This is a genomic window from Peribacillus sp. FSL K6-1552, from assembly GCF_038005205.1.
GTDB classification, from domain to species: domain Bacteria; phylum Bacillota; class Bacilli; order Bacillales; family DSM-1321; genus Peribacillus; species Peribacillus butanolivorans.
On the sequence record NZ_JBBOST010000001.1, the window covers coordinates 1,734,933 to 1,752,888 of the forward strand.

The following is a 17,956-nucleotide window of genomic DNA, read 5'->3' on the forward strand; positions in this document are numbered from 1 at the left end:
ATTTAGTATGCGGACAGGTGTTGGATGAGCAGATCTAGAGCGCCTGTTTGGTTGTATACAGGGGCCTATTTCATTCTATTCAAAGGGATGTGTGATACTTGATGGAGTTCAAGGAAATGAATAAGCAAGAAATGGAGAGAGCGCTTCAAACAAACGTTACACACGGTTTGGACGATGATGAAGTAAAGGACAGGCTGCATAAGCATGGTTTTAACGAATTAAAAGAAGGAGAAAAACAGTCAGCCATCCTTTTATTTTTCGCACAATTTAAAGATTTTATGGTCATTGTTTTACTTGCGGCGACCTTGGTCTCCGGTATTTTGGGTGAATATATCGATGCGATTGCCATCATGGCGATTGTTTTTTTGAATGGAGTGCTAGGTTTTTTTCAAGAACGAAAGGCCGAAAAATCTTTGGATGCCCTGAAGGAAATGTCAGCGCCACAAGTCCATGTTCTTAGGAATGGTCACTGGCTGAAGATTCCATCTAGAGAAGTCGTAGTGGGGGATATCTTGAAATTTTCGAGCGGGGATAGAATTGGCGCCGATTTACGGATTGTTGATAATTCAAGCCTTGAGATTGAAGAGTCGGCACTTACCGGTGAGTCGCTCCCGGCTGTTAAATGTTCTGATCCAATAATTAATGAGTTAGAAGGTATCGGTGATCAGGAAAATATGGCTTTTATGGGAACCATGGTTACAAGAGGGAATGGAGTAGGTATTGTTGTCGCTACAGGCATGAATACTGCGATGGGGAAGATTGCCGACTTGCTTCAGACAGCTGAAACAAAAGAAACACCTTTACAGCGCCGTTTAGAGCAGCTAGGTAAAATTTTAATCGTCACGGCGTTGATATTAACGGTGATCGTCGTACTGACTGGAGTCATTCAAGGACATGATCTCTATACAATGTTTTTAGCAGGCGTTTCTTTAGCAGTTGCGGCGATTCCGGAAGGATTGCCAGCAATTGTGACTGTAGCCTTGTCGTTAGGCGTTCAGCGTATGATCAAACAAAAAGCGATCGTACGTAAGCTTCCAGCGGTCGAAACACTTGGTTGCGCAACAGTGATTTGCTCAGATAAAACAGGTACACTGACGCAAAACAAAATGACGGTGACTAAAATTTGGAGTGGAGGTAAAACCTGGGATGTCAGCGGGACTGGATATAATCCGATTGGGGAGTTTTCATTAGGTGGAGTTTCCGTTGCTCCGAAAAACCACAAAGCTTTGCTTCAAATGATGACATTTGGACTGCTCTGTAACAAAGCTGAACTAAACGAGAAAGGAAAACAATATGTCCTTGATGGAGATCCGACAGAAGGGGCGATGTTGGTTGCCGCAATGAAGGCAGGTTTGACAAGGGAATACTTATCTACTCGGTTCACGATAGTGAAGGAGTTTCCATTTGACTCGGGCCGGAAAATGATGAGCGTTATAGTGAAGGATGATAAAGAGAATCATTTCGTCATCGTAAAAGGGGCCCCTGATGTATTGCTCGCCCAGTGCGACACGATTCTATGGGAAGGGAAGTCGGGCCCGCTGAATCGGGAAAGTAAGGAAAGAGTTCAACAAGACATGAGTGAGTTAGCTTCACAGGCACTGCGGATGATTGCCGTTGGTTATAAGCCCCTTTCGAAAGGAACAATTCTGCTCCATGAAACAGAAGCTGAGCGCAATTTGACCTTCATGGGACTGCAGGGCATGATTGACCCTCCGCGTCCAGAGGTGAAGCAGGCGGTTAAAGAGTGCCGTGATGCGGGAATCAAAACCGTCATGATCACTGGTGACCATGTAATAACCGCAAAGGCGATAGCTAAAGAACTTGGTATTTTAAAAGGGAAAGACCTCGTACTAGAAGGCAGACAATTATCAGATATGGAAGTCGGAGAGCTTGAGGAAATAGTAGAAAGTGTTTCGGTGTTTGCTCGCGTTTCCCCGGAACATAAGTTAAAAATCGTAAAGGCATTGCAAAATAAAGGACATGTAGTAGCGATGACAGGTGATGGAGTTAATGATGCACCAGCAATAAAATCAGCGGATATTGGTATATCTATGGGAATCACCGGGACAGATGTTGCCAAAGAGGCTTCCTCTTTGATATTGGTTGATGATAATTTTGCAACAATAAAATCAGCCATTAAAGAAGGCAGAAATATCTATGAAAATATCCGAAAGTTTATTCGTTATTTGCTCGCATCCAATGTTGGAGAGATTTTGGTTATGTTTTTTGCGATGCTATGCGGCTTGCCTTTACCATTAATCCCGATCCAAATTCTATTCGTGAACCTCGTTACGGACGGTCTTCCTGCGATGGCTTTGGGGCTTGATGCGCCAGAAGACGATGTGATGAAGAGAAATCCTAGAAATGCAAATGAAGGTGTATTCGGCAGAGGACTTGGATGGAAAATTATCTCTCGTGGTTTTCTAATTGGAATTTCAACACTGATAGCGTTTTACGTGGTATATCGAGCGAACCCTGATAATCTGACTTATGCACAAACTATCGCATTTGCTACCCTTGTTCTTGCTCAACTAATCCACGTTTTCGATTGTAGAAGTGAACGATCAATCTTTTCGAGAAATCCATTTGGTAATCTATATTTAGTAGGAGCTGTGCTGTCTTCCCTTTTGTTAATGCTCGCCGTCATGTATGTTCAGCCCTTGCAAGCGATATTCCATACCGTTCCAATTTCCGGGAGGGATTGGCTTTTAGTAATAGGAATGTCGTCCATCCCAACTTTTTTACTAGCAGGAACTTTTTTAGCAAGAAAAGCACAATGAAATATGATATAATCTTTAAGGTGGTAGAGTCTTGCTCTATTACCTTTTTATTTTTATAGCCTTTTATTTATAAGCTCAAGCGTTCGTGCTGAAGCTGATATATAATTAATGTAAACGCCAAGTTACTACATTATGCTTGATAGGAAGTGAAGCCATGGTTACCAGTATGACGGGCTATGGAAGAGAAGAAGCAGCAAACGAACAGGTCAAGATTTTTGCCGAAATCAAGACGGTGAACCATCGTTTTTGTGAATATACGATTCGAATGCCGCGCCAACTTTTGGTTTTGGAAGAAAAAGTGAAGAAAAAGGCGAATCAATACATAAGAAGGGGACGGGTGGAAATCTTCATTACAGTAGAAGGTGATAGCCTAGTTTCCAAAAAGGTCAAGATCGATTGGGATCTTGCTGATCAGTATGTGAGTTTGATGGATAAGGTTAAAGGGAAATACAACCTGGAAAGTTCCGTTACATTACAGGATATGCTACAACTTGAATCAATTTTCGTGACGGAAGAAGTACCGATTGTTCCCACCGATTTGGAAGCCTTGCTCATGGGGGCTGTTTCGGGGGCATTGGAAAACTTGAAAAAAATGCGGACTCAGGAAGGTCAGGAGCTGGCCCAGGATCTGCAACATCAGCTGAAAAAGTTTGGTGAGATTGTAGTGGGGGTTAAAAACTATGCGCCTTCAGTTGTCGAGAAATATAAAGAACGGTTGGCAATCAAGCTAGCTGAGTTGACAGAAGGATTGATTGAGGATAGCCGTATTGTGACAGAAGCGGCCATTTTTGCTGATAAATGTGATATAAATGAAGAGCTGACGAGACTTGAAAGTCATGTACAGCAATTTTCAGAAACGCTTACACATGGTGAACCAATCGGTAGAAAACTTGACTTCCTTGTTCAGGAGATGAATCGAGAAGTCAATACAATTGGATCAAAGGCAAATGATTCGACCATTACTAAAGAAGTGGTTGAAATGAAAAGTCTGCTTGAAAAATTAAAGGAACAGGTTCAAAATATCGAGTAGTCGGTTTATGATGAACCTATCAAGGTGACAATAGAATATGAATGGGGGACAAAAATGTCAATAAAGCTCATTAATATTGGATTTGGGAATATCGTTTCCGCAAACCGGATCGTATCCATCGTGAGTCCTGAATCAGCTCCGATTAAAAGGATTATCCAGGATGCTCGAGATCGCGGATCCTTAATAGATGCTACATACGGTAGAAGAACAAGGGCCGTTATTATTACAGACAGCGACCATGTTATCTTATCAGCGGTTCAGCCAGAAACGGTTGCAGCAAGGCTTCAAGATAGAGATGACAGCGTAGAAGAGGGGTAACTAAAAGAATATGAGAGAAAAAGGTTTATTAATCGTTTTGTCCGGTCCATCCGGTGTTGGTAAAGGAACAGTAAGGAAGGCGATCTTTTCTCAGCCTGGTACGGCATTTGAATATTCAATTTCGATGACGACACGACTGCCACGCCATGGTGAAGTGGACGGAGTAGACTATTTCTTTAAAAAACGTGAGGAATTCGAAGCGTTAATTGAAGAAGGTAAACTGCTTGAATATGCTGAGTTCGTCGGCAATTATTATGGAACACCTGTGGATTATGTTCGTGAAACAATCGACTCTGGAAAAGATGTTTTTCTGGAAATCGAAGTTCAAGGAGCCAAACAGGTCAGGGAGAAATTTCCTGAAGGGCTTTTCATTTTTCTTGCACCCCCAAGCTTGACTGAACTCGAAAGCCGAATTGTAACACGCGGTACCGAGACAGAGGAAGCGATTAAAGGGCGGATGAAAGTAGCTAAAGAAGAAATAGAACTTATGGATCTGTATGATTATGTCGTTGAAAATGATCATGTGGATGCTGCTTGTGCTAGAATTAATGCAATTGTAATTGCCGAGCATTGCCGTCGGGAAAGAGTTGCTGTTTTATATAAAAAAATGTTGGAGGCGGAATAAACTATGTTATATCCATCAATTGATTCTCTATTACTAAAAATCGATTCAAAATACTCACTTGTATCAGTGGCAGCTAAACGTGCCAGAGAAATGCAAATTAAAGATAATTGCCTCATTAATAAACCAGTTTCTCATAAATCTGTTGGTCGTGCCCTTGAAGAAATTCATTCTGGTAAATTGACTTACGATAATTCTTACGAGGAAAACTAAGCGAACACATAAGCTTGACCTATCGGGCCTGACACCCTAAAGCAAACAGGATGCGTTACATTTGAAAGTTGCTTCCTTCCTGCGGCCAAGGTGTCAGGCCTGTTTGTTTTGATTTTTATAAATGCTCCTTAAGTAGACGGAAAGCATTGAAAAAGCAGGTATAGACATCCCAATAATGCAAAAATCTATATGTTGCTGCGCATATCAAATGAAATTTCTTTTGTAATCCTTCATAATTAAGAAAAATAGAATATATAGTTAGGGGAAATTTGCATGCTTATCGATAAAAAAGTTCTTCTTTGTGTCACCGGCGGAATTGCTGTATATAAGGCTGCTGCCCTGACCAGTAAACTTACACAGGCAGGTGCCCAAGTTAAAGTAATCATGAGTGATTCGGCACGTCAATTTGTGACGCCGCTTACCTTTCAAGCACTTTCGAGACATGATGTTTATACTGATACATTTGATGAAAAAGATTCTTCAGTTATTGCCCACATTGACCTGGCTGATTGGGCAGATATCATCCTTGTGGCTCCAGCTACGGCAAATGTTATTGGCAAGATAGCCAATGGAATCGCAGATGATATGGTCACGACGACAATTTTAGCAACGGAGGCTCCTGTTTGGGTGGCACCCGCAATGAATGTCCATATGTACGCACACCCAGCGGTCCAAAAAAATATAGAGACACTTCGTACGTTCGGGTATCAATTCATTGAACCAGGTGAAGGTTATTTGGCTTGCGGATATGTTGGGAAGGGTAGATTGGAGGAACCGGAAACGATTGTAAAACACCTCAATCTATATTTCGGTGAAAGAAAATTACAACCTCTTAAAGGAAAGAAATATTTGATAACTGCTGGACCGACTCGTGAAGCAATCGATCCGGTTCGTTATGTGACGAATCATTCCAGCGGGAAAATGGGCTATGCCCTTGCTGAGCAGGCAACTGAGCAGGGGGCTGAGGTGACATTGATTACCGGCCCCGTAAGCTTGACACCTCCTTCAAAGGTCAAGGTCATCCATGTGGAATCAGCAGCAGATATGTATGATGCGGTTTTTGAACAATATGATACTAGTGATGTCGTGATCATGACGGCCGCAGTGGCAGACTATAAACCGAAATTATATCATGCTCAGAAAATGAAAAAGCAGCCGGGAGAAAATGTGATTGAATTTGAACGGACAAAGGATATCCTTAAGGAACTAGGTGAGAATAAAACCCATCAGATATTGGTAGGATTTGCAGCGGAAACGAATAATGTTGAAGAGTATGCAAGAGGGAAATTAGCGAAAAAGAAAGCAGATATGATTGTTGCCAATAATGTTACCGTTGCCGGGGCAGGCTTTGGCACGGATACAAATATTGTGACGATTTTCAATAAAGATGGACGTGCTACCGACCTTCCTAAAATGAGTAAAGCGGATATAGCCAAAAGCATTCTGTCAGAAGTATCTCGCATGCAAAAGGAATGATGTCTTATGGATATTGCATCCGTTATTGTGGATGTACCTGCAAAACAAACAGATCGAGAATTTGACTATCGTATCCCTGAAAAATGGAAACAAGTCATCAAGCCTGGAATGCGCGTCATTGTCCCATTTGGCCCGAGAATGGTACAGGGATTCGTGACCGGATTAAAATCCAAAAGTGATTTTGCGAAATTACGCAATATCAAAGAACCAATGGATTTGGAGCCAATTCTAAATGATGAATTGCTTAAGCTGGGTGACTGGTTGACCAAAGAGGCCATGTGTTTTAAAATTTCAGCGCTTCAGGCAATGCTTCCTGCTGCAATGAAAGCAAAATATGAAAAAGTGATCAATATCATTGAAGATAAAAAGGAGCAACTTCCACCTCTCATTCAAAAGCTTTTCGGAAAACATGATTCATTATCCTGGAAAGATGTGATTGAAGGTGAGCATGCCTCCCTTTTTCAAAAAGAAGTACAAAAAGGCAATTTAGAGCTAATGTATTATGTGAAAAACCGCCTCAATAAGAAGACGGTCCGTATCATTAAACCGTTACTTTCCCCAGAGGAATTGAAAGAAATGGCTTCTACACTTTCCGGTAATGCAAAAAAACAACAAGAACTTCTTCAATACTTTATTGAACATCCAGAACCAGTCTCGCTTAAGGAACTGCTTGAAATGGTTAATGCCTCAAGCGGCACGGTAAAGTCCCTTGTATCAAAAGGGGCTTTAGTGGAACTGGATCAGGAAATATACCGCGACCCCTATGAAAATCGTGTGTTTGAAAAATCCAATCCCTTTACTTTAACGGATGAACAAGCAGTTGCCTTGAAGCCCATTCAGGAGAAAATAAAACATGACGAACATGAAGTTTTCCTTTTATATGGTGTAACAGGAAGCGGGAAGACTGAAGTGTATTTGCAGGCGATTGCCTCTGTCATGGATAAAGGTAAGGAAGCCATTATGCTGGTTCCCGAAATCTCCTTGACGCCACAAACGGTGAAAAGATTTAAGGAGCGCTTTGGTGAGCAGGTAGCGGTCATGCATAGTGGTTTGTCTGTGGGCGAAAAATATGATGAGTGGCGGAAAATCCACCGAAAGGAAGTAAAAGTAGTGGTAGGGGCCCGTTCAGCCGTATTTGCGCCTTTTGAAAACTTGGGCCTAGTCATCATTGATGAGGAGCATGAATCCAGTTATAAGCAAGAAGAAACGCCCCGCTATCATGCGAGGGACGTTGCAATTCAAAGAGCGAAATCATATTCATGTCCGGTCATTCTTGGTAGCGCCACTCCGACTCTTGAATCCTTTGCACGTGCCAAGAAAAACGTCTATCAGTTATTGACTCTTAGTCAGCGGATGAATAAAAATGCGTTGCCGGCAGTGGATATTGTTGATATGAGGGAAGAATTAAGGACGGGAAATCGATCGATGTTTTCAGAGCTGCTCTTTACGAAGTTGAAAGACCGGCTTGAAAAGGGGCAACAGGCGGTGTTGATGCTAAATAAACGAGGACATTCCTCCTTCGTGATGTGTCGAAGCTGTGGATTAGTCATCAACTGTCCAAATTGTGACATTTCACTCACCTATCATCGCTTTAATGATATAATGAAATGCCATTATTGTGGATTTGAGGAAGGAATGCCTTCTGATTGTCCTGAATGTGCTAGTGAACATATCCGATTCTTCGGTACAGGTACGCAAAAAGTGGAGGAAGAACTTGCAAAAATTCTCCCAGATGCACGAGTAATACGAATGGATGTCGATACAACAAGTAAAAAAGGTTCACATGAGCGGTTGCTGAATGCCTTTGGTGAGGGAAAGGCTGATATATTACTCGGCACCCAAATGATTGCCAAGGGACTTGATTTTCCCAATATCACTTTAGTTGGAGTCCTTTCAGCTGACACAATGCTCCATTTGCCCGATTTCCGTTCATCGGAAAAAACGTTCCAACTGCTGACACAAGTAAGTGGAAGAGCGGGACGTCACCAACTCCCAGGAGAGGTAGTCATTCAAACCTATACGCCTGAGCATTACAGCATCGAGCTTTCAGCTATGCAGGATTATGATTTCTTTTTTGAGCGAGAGATGTATCTCCGCAGGCAAAGTCATTACCCTCCCTATTATTATGTTGTGCTTATAACTGTTTCACATGAAGACTTAATGAAAACAGTGAGTGTCACGGATAAAATCACCAATTATTTAAGTTCACGATTGAATCGGGATTCTATCGTACTCGGTCCTGTTGCTTCGCCCATTAGTCGAATCAACAATAGATATCGCTACCAATGTCTGATAAAATACAAACGAGAGCCGGATCTTTATCAGCATTTACGAACACTTTTAGAGCATTATCAAAAAGAAACGGCCCAAAATCATCTGCAGATTTCAATAGATTTAAATCCGCAGATTATGATGTAATTGTTTTAGCGTTGGATGATTACCGCGAGCTGTTCTAGCTTGCGTTTTTATATAGTGAAGTTTTGGTTTTTATATTTAGGAGGGTACCTTTAATTTTGGCTATTTTACCGATTGTCTTGTTTCCTGAAAAAATTTTACAACAAAAATGCGATAAAATAACAAGTTTTGATAAAAAATTGGCTAAGCTGTTAAATAACATGTACGAAACGATGGTTGAAGCTGATGGCGTTGGCCTTGCTGCACCTCAGGTTGGCGTGAAAAAGCAAGTCGCGGTCGTTGAAATAGATGAAGGATCTGGTGTAATCGAACTGATTAATCCAGAAGTGCTAGAAGTGGAAGGCGAACAGACAGCCGTTGAAGGCTGTTTGAGTTTTCCAAGTATATACGGGGAAGTATCGCGCCCATACCGCGTCAAGGTGCGGGCACAGGACCGAAAAGGATCCTTTTTCGAAATAGAAGCGGAGGATTTCCTGGCTAGAGCTCTCCAGCACGAAATAGATCATTTGCATGGAGTGTTATTTACAAGTAAGGTTTCACGCTATATTACGGAAGAAGAGTTAGAAAGGTTTGAAGAAGAATGACAAAAATTATTTTTATGGGAACACCGGACTTTTCAGTACCGGTACTTAAAAGAATCCTTGACGAAGGCTATGACGTGATTGCGGTTGTTACACAGCCTGACCGTCCAGTGGGGCGCAAAAAGGTGCTAACACCTCCGCCTGTTAAGGTTGAGGCTGAAAAACAGGGAATTCCCGTTTATCAACCCGAAAAAATCCGTGAAAAAGAAGATCTAGAAAAAATCATTGCATTGAAACCTGACTTAGTGGTGACGGCTGCTTTCGGACAAATTCTACCGAATGAATTGTTGGAAGCTCCAAAATACGGATGTATTAATGTACATGCCTCCCTGCTTCCTGAACTACGTGGAGGAGCACCTATCCATTATTCCATATTACAGGGGAAAGAAAAGACAGGAATAACTATCATGTATATGGCCGAGAAACTGGATGCTGGGGATATATTAACGCAGGAAGAAGTTACCATAGAAGAAGAAGACAATGTCGGCACTCTACATGATAAATTAAGCAAGGTCGGTTCGGATTTACTTGCAGAAACATTGCCAAAGCTTATAAATGATGAGTTAAATGCGATTAAGCAAGATGAAGATAAAGCAACTTTCGCACCTAACATTAGGCGGTCGGAGGAAAAAATCGACTGGTCGAAAACAGGGGAAGACATCTATAACCATGTACGTGGCCTGAATCCATGGCCTGTTGCCTATACACTCTTAAATGAATCCATTTTAAAAATTTGGCAGGCAAACAAGCTTGAACATAACAATCAGGCAGTGCCGGGGACGATTATTGATGTACGTAACGATGGTTTCGTCGTTTCGACAGGCAATGAGACGGCTATACTAGTTACGGAACTGCAGACTTCAGGAAAGAAAAAAATGCCGGCGAAAGATTACTTGCGCGGAGCCGGGTCGTTCATTAAAGCAGGCATGAAGTTAGGAGAACAGAATGAAGCAAACTAAAAAGGGAGTACGTGAAATTGCTCTCGATATTTTGGAATCTGTAGAAAAAAACCAATCCTACAGCAACCTTTTACTTAACAACTTGATTAAAAAGCACCAGTTATCCGGTGTGGATAGTGGGTTGCTAACAGAAATAAGCTACGGTACGATTCAGCGGAAAATGACTTTGGATTACTATTTGAAGCCATTTATTAAGCAACCGAAAAAAACGCTAAGCTGGGTCATCAACCTACTTAGGCTCTCCGTTTATCAAATGATTTATTTAGATAAAGTACCAGATCACGCGATTATTTTTGAAGCTGTCGAAATCTCGAAAAAGCGTGGCCATAAGGGAACGTCTTCAATGGTCAATGGTGTGCTTCGTAATATTCAAAGAAATGGTGTAGCTCCTATTGATGATATCAAAGATGAGCTTGAGCGCCTCTCAATCGAGGTAAGTCATCCTGCTTGGTTAGTCAAGCGTTGGGTAGAGCAATTTGGCTATGAGAAAACCAAGGAAATGTGTGAAATTAACTTAACAGCTCCACTGCAGACGGGAAGGGTTAATTTAAAGCAGATTTCTCGCAGTGAACTAATCAGCATTTTGACAGAAGAAGGCTATGATGTTGAAGCAAGTGATGTTGTTCCAGAAGCAATTGTTAGCTATAAGGGAAATCTTGCTCATTCAGAAAGCTATAAATTGGGGTATCTATCGATTCAAGACGAAAGTTCGATGCTAGTCGCTCATGCGTTAGGAGCCAATGAAAATGATGCTGTTCTCGATTGCTGTGCTGCACCTGGAGGTAAGACAACCCATATCGCAGAAGGCTTAACCACAGGACAAGTATATGCCCTTGATCTTCATGAGCATAAGGTTAAACTCATCAAAGAGCAGGCAGAGCGGCTAAAGCTAAGAAACAACATTAAGACAATGGCCCTTGATAGCAGAAACGTCCAAGAACACTTTAATAAAGAAGGGTTTGACCGGATTCTTATAGATGCACCATGTTCAGGATTAGGTGTCATGCGCCGGAAGCCGGATGTAAAGTACACAAAAACAAAAGATGATATAATGAAACTCTCAAGTATACAAAAACAGTTATTGGAATCAGCTGCCCCGCTAGTAAAACAAGGCGGACGGTTAGTATATAGTACATGTACGGTGGATAAAGAAGAAAATGATAAAGTTGCTGCAGCATTTTTGGAAAACCATCCGGATTTTGAAAGTGATACGACATTGGCCACAAGAATGCCTGAAAGTGTTCAGCCATTTATTGAAGGCCATACGTTGCAAGTGTTCCCGCAATATTTTAGCAGTGATGGATTCTTTATTGCGAGTTTTAGAAAGAAGGTGCTGTAAATGGCAGAGATTACTAAATCATCAAGAGTAAAAAAAGACACAACACCAGAAAAACCATCGATTTATTCATTAGAGCTTCACCAAATTAAAGAATGGCTGGTTGAAAACGGCGAGAAGGCATTCCGTGCAGATCAAATTTATGACTGGCTTTACAAAAAGCGTATTTCTAGTTTTGAAGATATGTCCAACCTTTCGAAATCTTTACGCGATAAACTGGAAGAACAGTTCACATTCACTACATTAAAAACATTGATTCAGCAAACGTCAAATGACGGGACCATGAAGTTTTTATTTGAACTGCATGATGGATATTCAATTGAAACGGTATTAATGCGCCATGAATATGGAAACTCTATCTGTGTTACAACACAGGTGGGTTGTAGGATTGGTTGTACATTCTGTGCATCAACTCTTGGCGGCTTAAAACGAAACCTTGAATCAGGAGAAATCGTTGCCCAGGTCGTTAAGGTACAACAGGCACTTGATGAAGTGGAAGAACGCGTTAGCTCAGTCGTAATTATGGGAATCGGTGAACCGTTTGATAACTATGATAATATGATGTCTTTCTTGAAGAATATAAATCATGAAAAAGGCTTAAACATTGGAGCACGTCATATTACCGTTTCAACAAGTGGTATCATTCCAAAAATTTATAAGTTTGCTGAAGAGAGCATGCAAATCAATTTTGCGGTTTCCCTTCATGCCCCTAATACAGAATTGAGAAGTAAATTGATGCCAATCAACAAGGCCTATAAACTGCCAGACTTGATTGAAGCCATCAAATACTATACAGAAAAAACAGGGCGCCGGGTCAGTTTTGAATATGGTCTATTCGGAGGCGAAAATGATTCAGTGAAACACGCCGAAGAATTAGCCGATTTAATAAAAGACATTAAATGCCATGTCAACTTAATTCCGGTTAACTATGTACCGGAACGCGACTATGTACGTACACCTCGGGACCAAATTTTTGAGTTTGAAAAAACATTGAAAAAGCGTGGTATTAATGTAACGATCCGAAGGGAACAAGGCAGTGATATTGATGCAGCCTGCGGCCAGCTTCGGGCCAAGGAGCGCAAAGAAGAGACGAGGTGACCCTATGAGGGCAATATTTAAAACTGACCGTGGAAAAGTCCGCCAGCATAATGAAGATAATGGCGGAATCTTTAAGAATTCGGAAGGCGTTCGCCTTGCCATCGTTGCAGATGGTATGGGCGGCCACCGAGCCGGAGATGTAGCAAGTGCAATGACGATCGACCTTTTGAAAAAGGGCTGGGAGGAATCCAACGGGATTGATACAGCAAATGATGCAGAGGATTGGCTGAGAAAGAAAATTTTCTTGGTTAATCAATTGCTTTTTGAACATGCCGAGGCGAATACAGAATGCAAGGGCATGGGGACAACCATTGTTGCAGCCATTTGTACTGATAAATTTTCAACTATTGCCAACATCGGGGACAGCCGATGTTATTTGTATAATGAAAGTGGTTTTAAGCAGGTCACTGAAGATCATTCGCTTGTTAACGAATTAGTCCGTTCAGGCCAGATTTCTAAGGAAGACGCCGAGAATCATCCACGGAAAAATGTTTTATTACGAGCCTTAGGTACAGAAATGCAAGTGGAAATGGACATTACGACGGTCATTTTTGAAGAAAGTGATTTACTTTTGCTTTGCTCGGACGGTTTAACGAATAAAGTGAGTGAACAGGAACTTGAAGAAACAGTTACCAATGAGCAACCACTTGAAGAAAAGGCGAATTCGTTAATAGATAAGGCCAATCACTATGGTGGAGAAGATAATATCACCCTTGTGCTTGTTCAATTTATCGATGAAAGCGAAAGCAGGTGAACTCAATGTTGATTGGTAGAAGAATCAACGGCCGTTATAAACTGATCGAGATGGTCGGTGGCGGCGGTATGGCGAATGTTTACCTTGCAAGGGATATGATTTTGGACCGTGATGTAGCGTTGAAAATCCTTCGTATGGATTTTAATAATGACGAGGAGTTCATCAAGCGTTTTAATCGTGAAGCACAATCAGCAACAAGTCTAGCTCATCCGAATATTGTAAGTATTTATGATGTTGGTGAAGAAGATGCTATCTATTATATTGTCATGGAATATGTGGCCGGTTTTACACTAAAGCAATACATACAAAAATATTATCCGATTCCAGTTGAAAAAGCCTTGGATATCATGAAGCAAATTACGGCAGCGATTTCCCATGCCCATCATAACGGGATTATCCATCGGGACATCAAGCCACAGAATATTTTGATTGATAAAGAAGGAACCGTCAAAATTACGGACTTTGGTATTGCATTGGCCCTAAGTGCAACGAATATAACTCAGACGAACGCAGTCTTAGGCTCTGTTCATTATTTATCTCCAGAACAGGCTAGAGGCGGAATGGCCAATAAGAAATCTGATATTTATTCACTTGGTATCGTCATGTTTGAATTGCTAACGGGGAGATTACCCTTTTCAGGTGAATCTGCCGTTTCGATAGCTCTTAAACATTTACAATCAGAAACTCCTTCGCCAAAACGCTGGAACTCTGAAATACCACAAAGTGTGGAAAATATTATCTTAAAAGCGACAGCAAAAGATTCATATTACCGCTATGAAAGTGTAGATTCAATGGAAGATGATATTCGAACGTCGCTTAATCCAGAGCGTTTAAATGAATCTCCTTTTGCTATTCCTGAAGATCATGATGCAACAAAGGCCATACCAATCATCACGGATGATCAACTTTCAAGTATTGATGAGACAATAGTAAGGGGCCCGGAGAAAAACACTCTAGTCTATGCGGATGATGAGGATAGTGAGTCAGAAGCGGACACTAAAACAAAAAAGAAACAGAAAAAACAAAAAACAAAGTCAAAACAAAAAGATAAAAAACGAAAAAAATTGTCTACCATTTTAGTTACCATCTTTTTAGTTCTTGCCCTGCTTGCTGTTTTATCTATAACTCTTGCACCGACGATGCTTGATTCGAAGGAAGTTACCATCCCTGATCTTAAAGGGAAAGAGTTGGATGATGCTATTACTGAATTGGTTAATTTGAAACTGGTTGTTGGAAATACGATTGAGATTGAAGATGAAGAGGTCGAAAAAGACCTAGTGATTAAAACGAACCCTAAGCAAGGCAAGACGGTCAAGGTAGGTGCGAAAATTGATATTTACCAGAGTATTGGTAAAGAAACGATTTCGTTGTCTAGCTATGAAGGCAGAAAGTATTCAGATGTCGAATCCTTCCTTGAAAAAATGGGGTTCAAGGACATTGTCGTGACCGAAGAGTATGATGACAGTGCAGCAGGTACGATAATAAAACAAACTCCTTCGGGAGGTACCCAAATCGTACCATCCGAAAGGGAACTAGAGTTTACTATAAGTAAAGGTGCAGATCGATTAAGCTTAAAGAACCTAACCGGTTTCAATCAAGCTGGCCTAAATGATTACTCTAATGACAGTGGAATAAAGATTGAGGTGGAAGATAAAGTCTATAATGATTCCATTGCAGAGGGGCTTGTCATATCACAGTCACCTGAACCGGCTACTAGAGTCGAGCAAGGTAGTACGGTGAAAGTAGTCCTTTCAAAAGGGAAAGAAGAAATCCCCCCAAAAAAGGTAACAGAGGAAATTACGATTGAGTATGATCCAGTAGAGCCAGGCAAAGCGCAAGAGATCCAAATTTTCATTGAAGATATCAACAATAGCATGACGGAGCCTCAAGAATCATTTTTAATCGTAGAAACGGAAAAACGAAAGATTGATCTAATGGTATCTCCAGATAAGAAAGCCGGATATAAAGTCATGCGGGACAATCAGGTCATTATCGACGAAGCCGTCTCTTATCCAAATTAAATATATTAAATTAGGAGTGTGGCTATGCCCGAAGGAAAAATTATTAAAGCATTAAGTGGATTTTATTATGTTCTTGATGGAGAAGAGGTTTTTCAATGCCGAGGCCGTGGAGTATTCCGGAAAAATAAGGTAACACCTCTTGTTGGTGATTATGTGGTTTATCAGGCGGATAATAAAACAGATGGGACTGTAACCGAAATAAAGCCACGTAAGAATGAATTGATTCGTCCTCAGATATCAAATGTAGATCAAGCCATTCTTGTGTTTTCGGCCGTTGAACCTGATTTCAGCCCAGCCTTGCTTGATAGATTTCTCGTTCTTATTGAAGATAACGAAATCGAACCCATTATCGTTGTAACGAAGATGGACTTAGTGACTGCTGAGAGCCAAGAGAAATTGTCTCAGTATATCAAAGACTATCAGAAGTTGGGCTATACAGTGCTGGAGACTTCGTCAGTTTCCACTGGTGGTATTGAAGAGCTTGTTCCTTATATAGAAGGAAAAACAAGTGTATTTGCCGGTCAGTCAGGGGTTGGGAAATCTTCATTGCTGAATGCAATCAATCCTGAATTGGCTTTAAAGACAGATGATATATCGTCCCACTTAGGACGTGGAAAGCACACCACTCGTCATGTGGAATTGATTCATATTGGTTCTGGACTTGTTGCGGATACACCTGGATTCAGTTCACTTGAATTTATGGAAATGGAAGCAGAACGCTTATCCTATTGCTTCCCAGAAATGCATAAGCATGGAGAAGACTGTAAATTCCGGGCTTGCTTGCATGACAAAGAGCCGAAGTGTGCTGTGAAGGAAGCGGTTGATACAGGGGAGATTCCACGGTATCGTTATGAGCACTATATGCAGTTTTTAGAGGAAATTAGAGATAGAAAGCCGAGGTATTAGAATGGTTAAAATTGCACCATCTATTTTATCAGCTGATTTTGCAAAACTTGGAGAAGAGATTCTGGATGTAGAAAGGGGCGGTGCGGACTTTATCCATGTGGATGTCATGGATGGTCATTTCGTACCCAATATTACGATAGGCTCATTAATTGTCGATGCTATCCGACCGGTGACAAGGCTTCCACTTGACGTCCATTTGATGATTGAACACCCTGATCGTTATATCGAAGCATTCGCGAAAGCGGGGGCTGATTATATAACTGTACATGTTGAGGCATGCACGCATTTGCATCGCACGATTCAGTTAATTAAATCTTTTGGTGTGAATGCAGGCGTTGTGCTTAATCCGGCTACTCCGGCTTCCTTAATTCAGCCTATCATCGAAGATATTGACATGGTGTTGTTAATGACTGTTAACCCGGGGTTTGGCGGGCAAAAGTTCATCGCATCCGTACTACCGAAAATTGCTGAAGTGAAGGCGATGGCAGACAAATATAATCCAAAGCTTGAAATTGAGATTGATGGCGGAGTAAATGAAGAAACGGCTAAACTTTGTATCGAGCAAGGGGCAACCGTGCTTGTGGCCGGATCTGCCATATATAATCAAGAAGATCGCCGTGCAGCTATTCAAAGGATTCGTGGAAACTAAAAGAAAAAAGCCGACATTATCATATTCGTATGATAGTGATCGGCTTTTTTTACACAGAAAGTATGTGCTAATAAAAACGATGTTTCTGTAACGATATGAGCGATAAGAATATTTTATGAAGAAGGATGATTTCATGATTATTAGTATAATGGCTGGAGGCCCTGAGTATTTGTGGCCGGATTTAACAGTATATAAAGAGATGACAGATTTATGGGTTGGAGTCGATAGGGGAGTGTGGGCGCTGCTTGAAAATGATATAGAGCCTGGGTACGTATTCGGCGATTTTGATTCAGTTTCAGAAGATGAATATATGAGTATTAATCAAAGACTGGAACATATCAATCTATATCCTTCTGAGAAGGATGAAACGGATCTAGAAATTGCTTTTAAATGGGCTGTAGAACAAAAACCAAGTGAAATTCATATATTGGGTGCTACAGGAGGGAGATTGGATCATTTTCTTGGTAATATCCAGTTACTTCAGAAAGAAAGCATCCTTCCTGTTCATAAGGAAATAGATATGTACATAGTTGATAAACAAAATATATTTTCAGTAAAGACACCGGGCTCTTATAAGGTCACTGCCTTGAAAGACAAGAAGTATGTGTCTCTACTCCCTGTTACAGCAGAAATCACCGGCATTACACTCTCAGGCTTCAAATATCCGCTAATTGACGCAAGGCTAGAGATAGGGTCGACACTCTGCATTAGCAATGAACTAATTTCTGATTGTGGGAATGTTTCATTTGAGGAAGGCATATTAATGGTGATAAGAAGCAGTGATTAAAATTCATGCTT

The 17,956-nt window shown here is 41.1% G+C and carries 16 protein-coding genes; all 16 read left to right on the plus strand.

Annotated features, from left to right (window positions below):
- The first annotated feature begins 101 nt into the window (after positions 1 to 101).
- The 16 genes from NST21_RS08430 to NST21_RS08505 all read left to right on the plus strand — a co-directional run bounded on the left by NST21_RS08430 (position 102) and on the right by NST21_RS08505 (position 17,945).
- A complete protein-coding gene (locus NST21_RS08430) occupies positions 102 to 2,780 on the plus strand; it encodes a calcium-translocating P-type ATPase, SERCA-type (protein ID WP_098175389.1) in 2,679 nt (892 codons plus the stop codon).
- A 154-nt stretch (positions 2,781 to 2,934) separates the two neighbouring features.
- On the plus strand, positions 2,935 to 3,810 hold the full coding sequence (locus NST21_RS08435; protein ID WP_340888673.1) for a YicC/YloC family endoribonuclease: 876 nt from the start codon (positions 2,935 to 2,937) through the stop codon (positions 3,808 to 3,810).
- Between the two features lie 54 nt (positions 3,811 to 3,864).
- Positions 3,865 to 4,128, plus strand: a complete 264-nt coding sequence (remA, locus tag NST21_RS08440; RefSeq protein WP_034313813.1) for an extracellular matrix/biofilm regulator RemA — start codon at positions 3,865 to 3,867, stop codon at positions 4,126 to 4,128.
- 10 nt (positions 4,129 to 4,138) lie between these two features.
- Complete coding sequence (gene gmk / locus NST21_RS08445; RefSeq protein ID WP_034313809.1) at positions 4,139 to 4,753, plus strand: guanylate kinase; 615 nt, start codon at positions 4,139 to 4,141, stop codon at positions 4,751 to 4,753.
- A 3-nt stretch (positions 4,754 to 4,756) separates the two neighbouring features.
- A complete protein-coding gene (gene rpoZ, locus NST21_RS08450; protein WP_056526628.1) occupies positions 4,757 to 4,963 on the plus strand; it encodes a DNA-directed RNA polymerase subunit omega in 207 nt (68 codons plus the stop codon).
- A 273-nt stretch (positions 4,964 to 5,236) separates the two neighbouring features.
- A complete protein-coding gene (gene coaBC / locus NST21_RS08455; protein ID WP_340888674.1) occupies positions 5,237 to 6,439 on the plus strand; it encodes a bifunctional phosphopantothenoylcysteine decarboxylase/phosphopantothenate--cysteine ligase CoaBC in 1,203 nt (400 codons plus the stop codon).
- Positions 6,440 to 6,445: 6 nt separating this feature from the next.
- On the plus strand, positions 6,446 to 8,857 hold the full coding sequence (gene priA / locus NST21_RS08460; RefSeq protein ID WP_340888675.1) for a primosomal protein N': 2,412 nt from the start codon (positions 6,446 to 6,448) through the stop codon (positions 8,855 to 8,857).
- A 95-nt stretch (positions 8,858 to 8,952) separates the two neighbouring features.
- On the plus strand, positions 8,953 to 9,438 hold the full coding sequence (gene def, locus NST21_RS08465) for a peptide deformylase (RefSeq protein WP_098175385.1): 486 nt from the start codon (positions 8,953 to 8,955) through the stop codon (positions 9,436 to 9,438).
- Complete coding sequence (fmt, locus tag NST21_RS08470) at positions 9,435 to 10,394, plus strand: methionyl-tRNA formyltransferase (RefSeq protein ID WP_340888676.1); 960 nt, start codon at positions 9,435 to 9,437, stop codon at positions 10,392 to 10,394. Before def ends, fmt begins: the two co-directional genes overlap by 4 nt.
- Positions 10,381 to 11,733 (plus strand): 16S rRNA (cytosine(967)-C(5))-methyltransferase RsmB, encoded by a 1,353-nt coding sequence (gene rsmB, locus NST21_RS08475; protein WP_056526639.1) that lies wholly within the window; start codon positions 10,381 to 10,383, stop codon positions 11,731 to 11,733. The genes fmt and rsmB overlap by 14 nt, the downstream gene beginning before the upstream one ends.
- Positions 11,734 to 12,828 (plus strand): 23S rRNA (adenine(2503)-C(2))-methyltransferase RlmN, encoded by a 1,095-nt coding sequence (gene rlmN, locus NST21_RS08480; protein ID WP_056526641.1) that lies wholly within the window; start codon positions 11,734 to 11,736, stop codon positions 12,826 to 12,828. It abuts the gene before it with no gap.
- 4 nt (positions 12,829 to 12,832) lie between these two features.
- Positions 12,833 to 13,582: a Stp1/IreP family PP2C-type Ser/Thr phosphatase gene (locus NST21_RS08485; RefSeq protein WP_053345277.1), complete on the plus strand. Its 750-nt coding sequence runs from the start codon at positions 12,833 to 12,835 to the stop codon at positions 13,580 to 13,582.
- Positions 13,583 to 13,587: 5 nt separating this feature from the next.
- Positions 13,588 to 15,603 (plus strand): Stk1 family PASTA domain-containing Ser/Thr kinase, encoded by a 2,016-nt coding sequence (gene pknB / locus NST21_RS08490; protein WP_340888677.1) that lies wholly within the window; start codon positions 13,588 to 13,590, stop codon positions 15,601 to 15,603.
- Positions 15,604 to 15,627: 24 nt separating this feature from the next.
- Positions 15,628 to 16,509, plus strand: a complete 882-nt coding sequence (gene rsgA, locus NST21_RS08495; RefSeq protein WP_053345279.1) for a ribosome small subunit-dependent GTPase A — start codon at positions 15,628 to 15,630, stop codon at positions 16,507 to 16,509.
- Between the two features lies 1 nt (position 16,510).
- Entirely contained in the window at positions 16,511 to 17,158 is a 648-nt protein-coding gene (rpe, locus tag NST21_RS08500; protein WP_340888678.1) for a ribulose-phosphate 3-epimerase, read from the plus strand.
- Between the two features lie 133 nt (positions 17,159 to 17,291).
- A complete protein-coding gene (locus NST21_RS08505; protein ID WP_056526654.1) occupies positions 17,292 to 17,945 on the plus strand; it encodes a thiamine diphosphokinase in 654 nt (217 codons plus the stop codon).
- Positions 17,946 to 17,956 lie beyond the last annotated feature (11 nt).

What these genes read in the sequence shown, in the direction of transcription:
- fmt (WP_340888676.1), top strand. Translation starts at nt 9,435, where the DNA reads ATGACAAAAATTATTTTTATGGGAACACCGGACTTTTCAGTACCGGTA.
- gmk (WP_034313809.1), top strand. Translation starts at nt 4,139, where the DNA reads ATGAGAGAAAAAGGTTTATTAATCGTTTTGTCCGGTCCATCCGGTGTT.
- coaBC (WP_340888674.1), top strand. Translation starts at nt 5,237, where the DNA reads ATGCTTATCGATAAAAAAGTTCTTCTTTGTGTCACCGGCGGAATTGCT.
- NST21_RS08435 (WP_340888673.1), top strand. Translation starts at nt 2,935, where the DNA reads ATGGTTACCAGTATGACGGGCTATGGAAGAGAAGAAGCAGCAAACGAA.
- NST21_RS08505 (WP_056526654.1), top strand. Translation starts at nt 17,292, where the DNA reads ATGATTATTAGTATAATGGCTGGAGGCCCTGAGTATTTGTGGCCGGAT.
- rsgA (WP_053345279.1), top strand. Translation starts at nt 15,628, where the DNA reads ATGCCCGAAGGAAAAATTATTAAAGCATTAAGTGGATTTTATTATGTT.
- remA (WP_034313813.1), top strand. Translation starts at nt 3,865, where the DNA reads ATGTCAATAAAGCTCATTAATATTGGATTTGGGAATATCGTTTCCGCA.
- pknB (WP_340888677.1), top strand. Translation starts at nt 13,588, where the DNA reads ATGTTGATTGGTAGAAGAATCAACGGCCGTTATAAACTGATCGAGATG.
- priA (WP_340888675.1), top strand. Translation starts at nt 6,446, where the DNA reads ATGGATATTGCATCCGTTATTGTGGATGTACCTGCAAAACAAACAGAT.
- NST21_RS08485 (WP_053345277.1), top strand. Translation starts at nt 12,833, where the DNA reads ATGAGGGCAATATTTAAAACTGACCGTGGAAAAGTCCGCCAGCATAAT.
- NST21_RS08430 (WP_098175389.1), top strand. Translation starts at nt 102, where the DNA reads ATGGAGTTCAAGGAAATGAATAAGCAAGAAATGGAGAGAGCGCTTCAA.
- rlmN (WP_056526641.1), top strand. Translation starts at nt 11,734, where the DNA reads ATGGCAGAGATTACTAAATCATCAAGAGTAAAAAAAGACACAACACCA.
- rsmB (WP_056526639.1), top strand. Translation starts at nt 10,381, where the DNA reads ATGAAGCAAACTAAAAAGGGAGTACGTGAAATTGCTCTCGATATTTTG.
- rpe (WP_340888678.1), top strand. Translation starts at nt 16,511, where the DNA reads ATGGTTAAAATTGCACCATCTATTTTATCAGCTGATTTTGCAAAACTT.
- rpoZ (WP_056526628.1), top strand. Translation starts at nt 4,757, where the DNA reads ATGTTATATCCATCAATTGATTCTCTATTACTAAAAATCGATTCAAAA.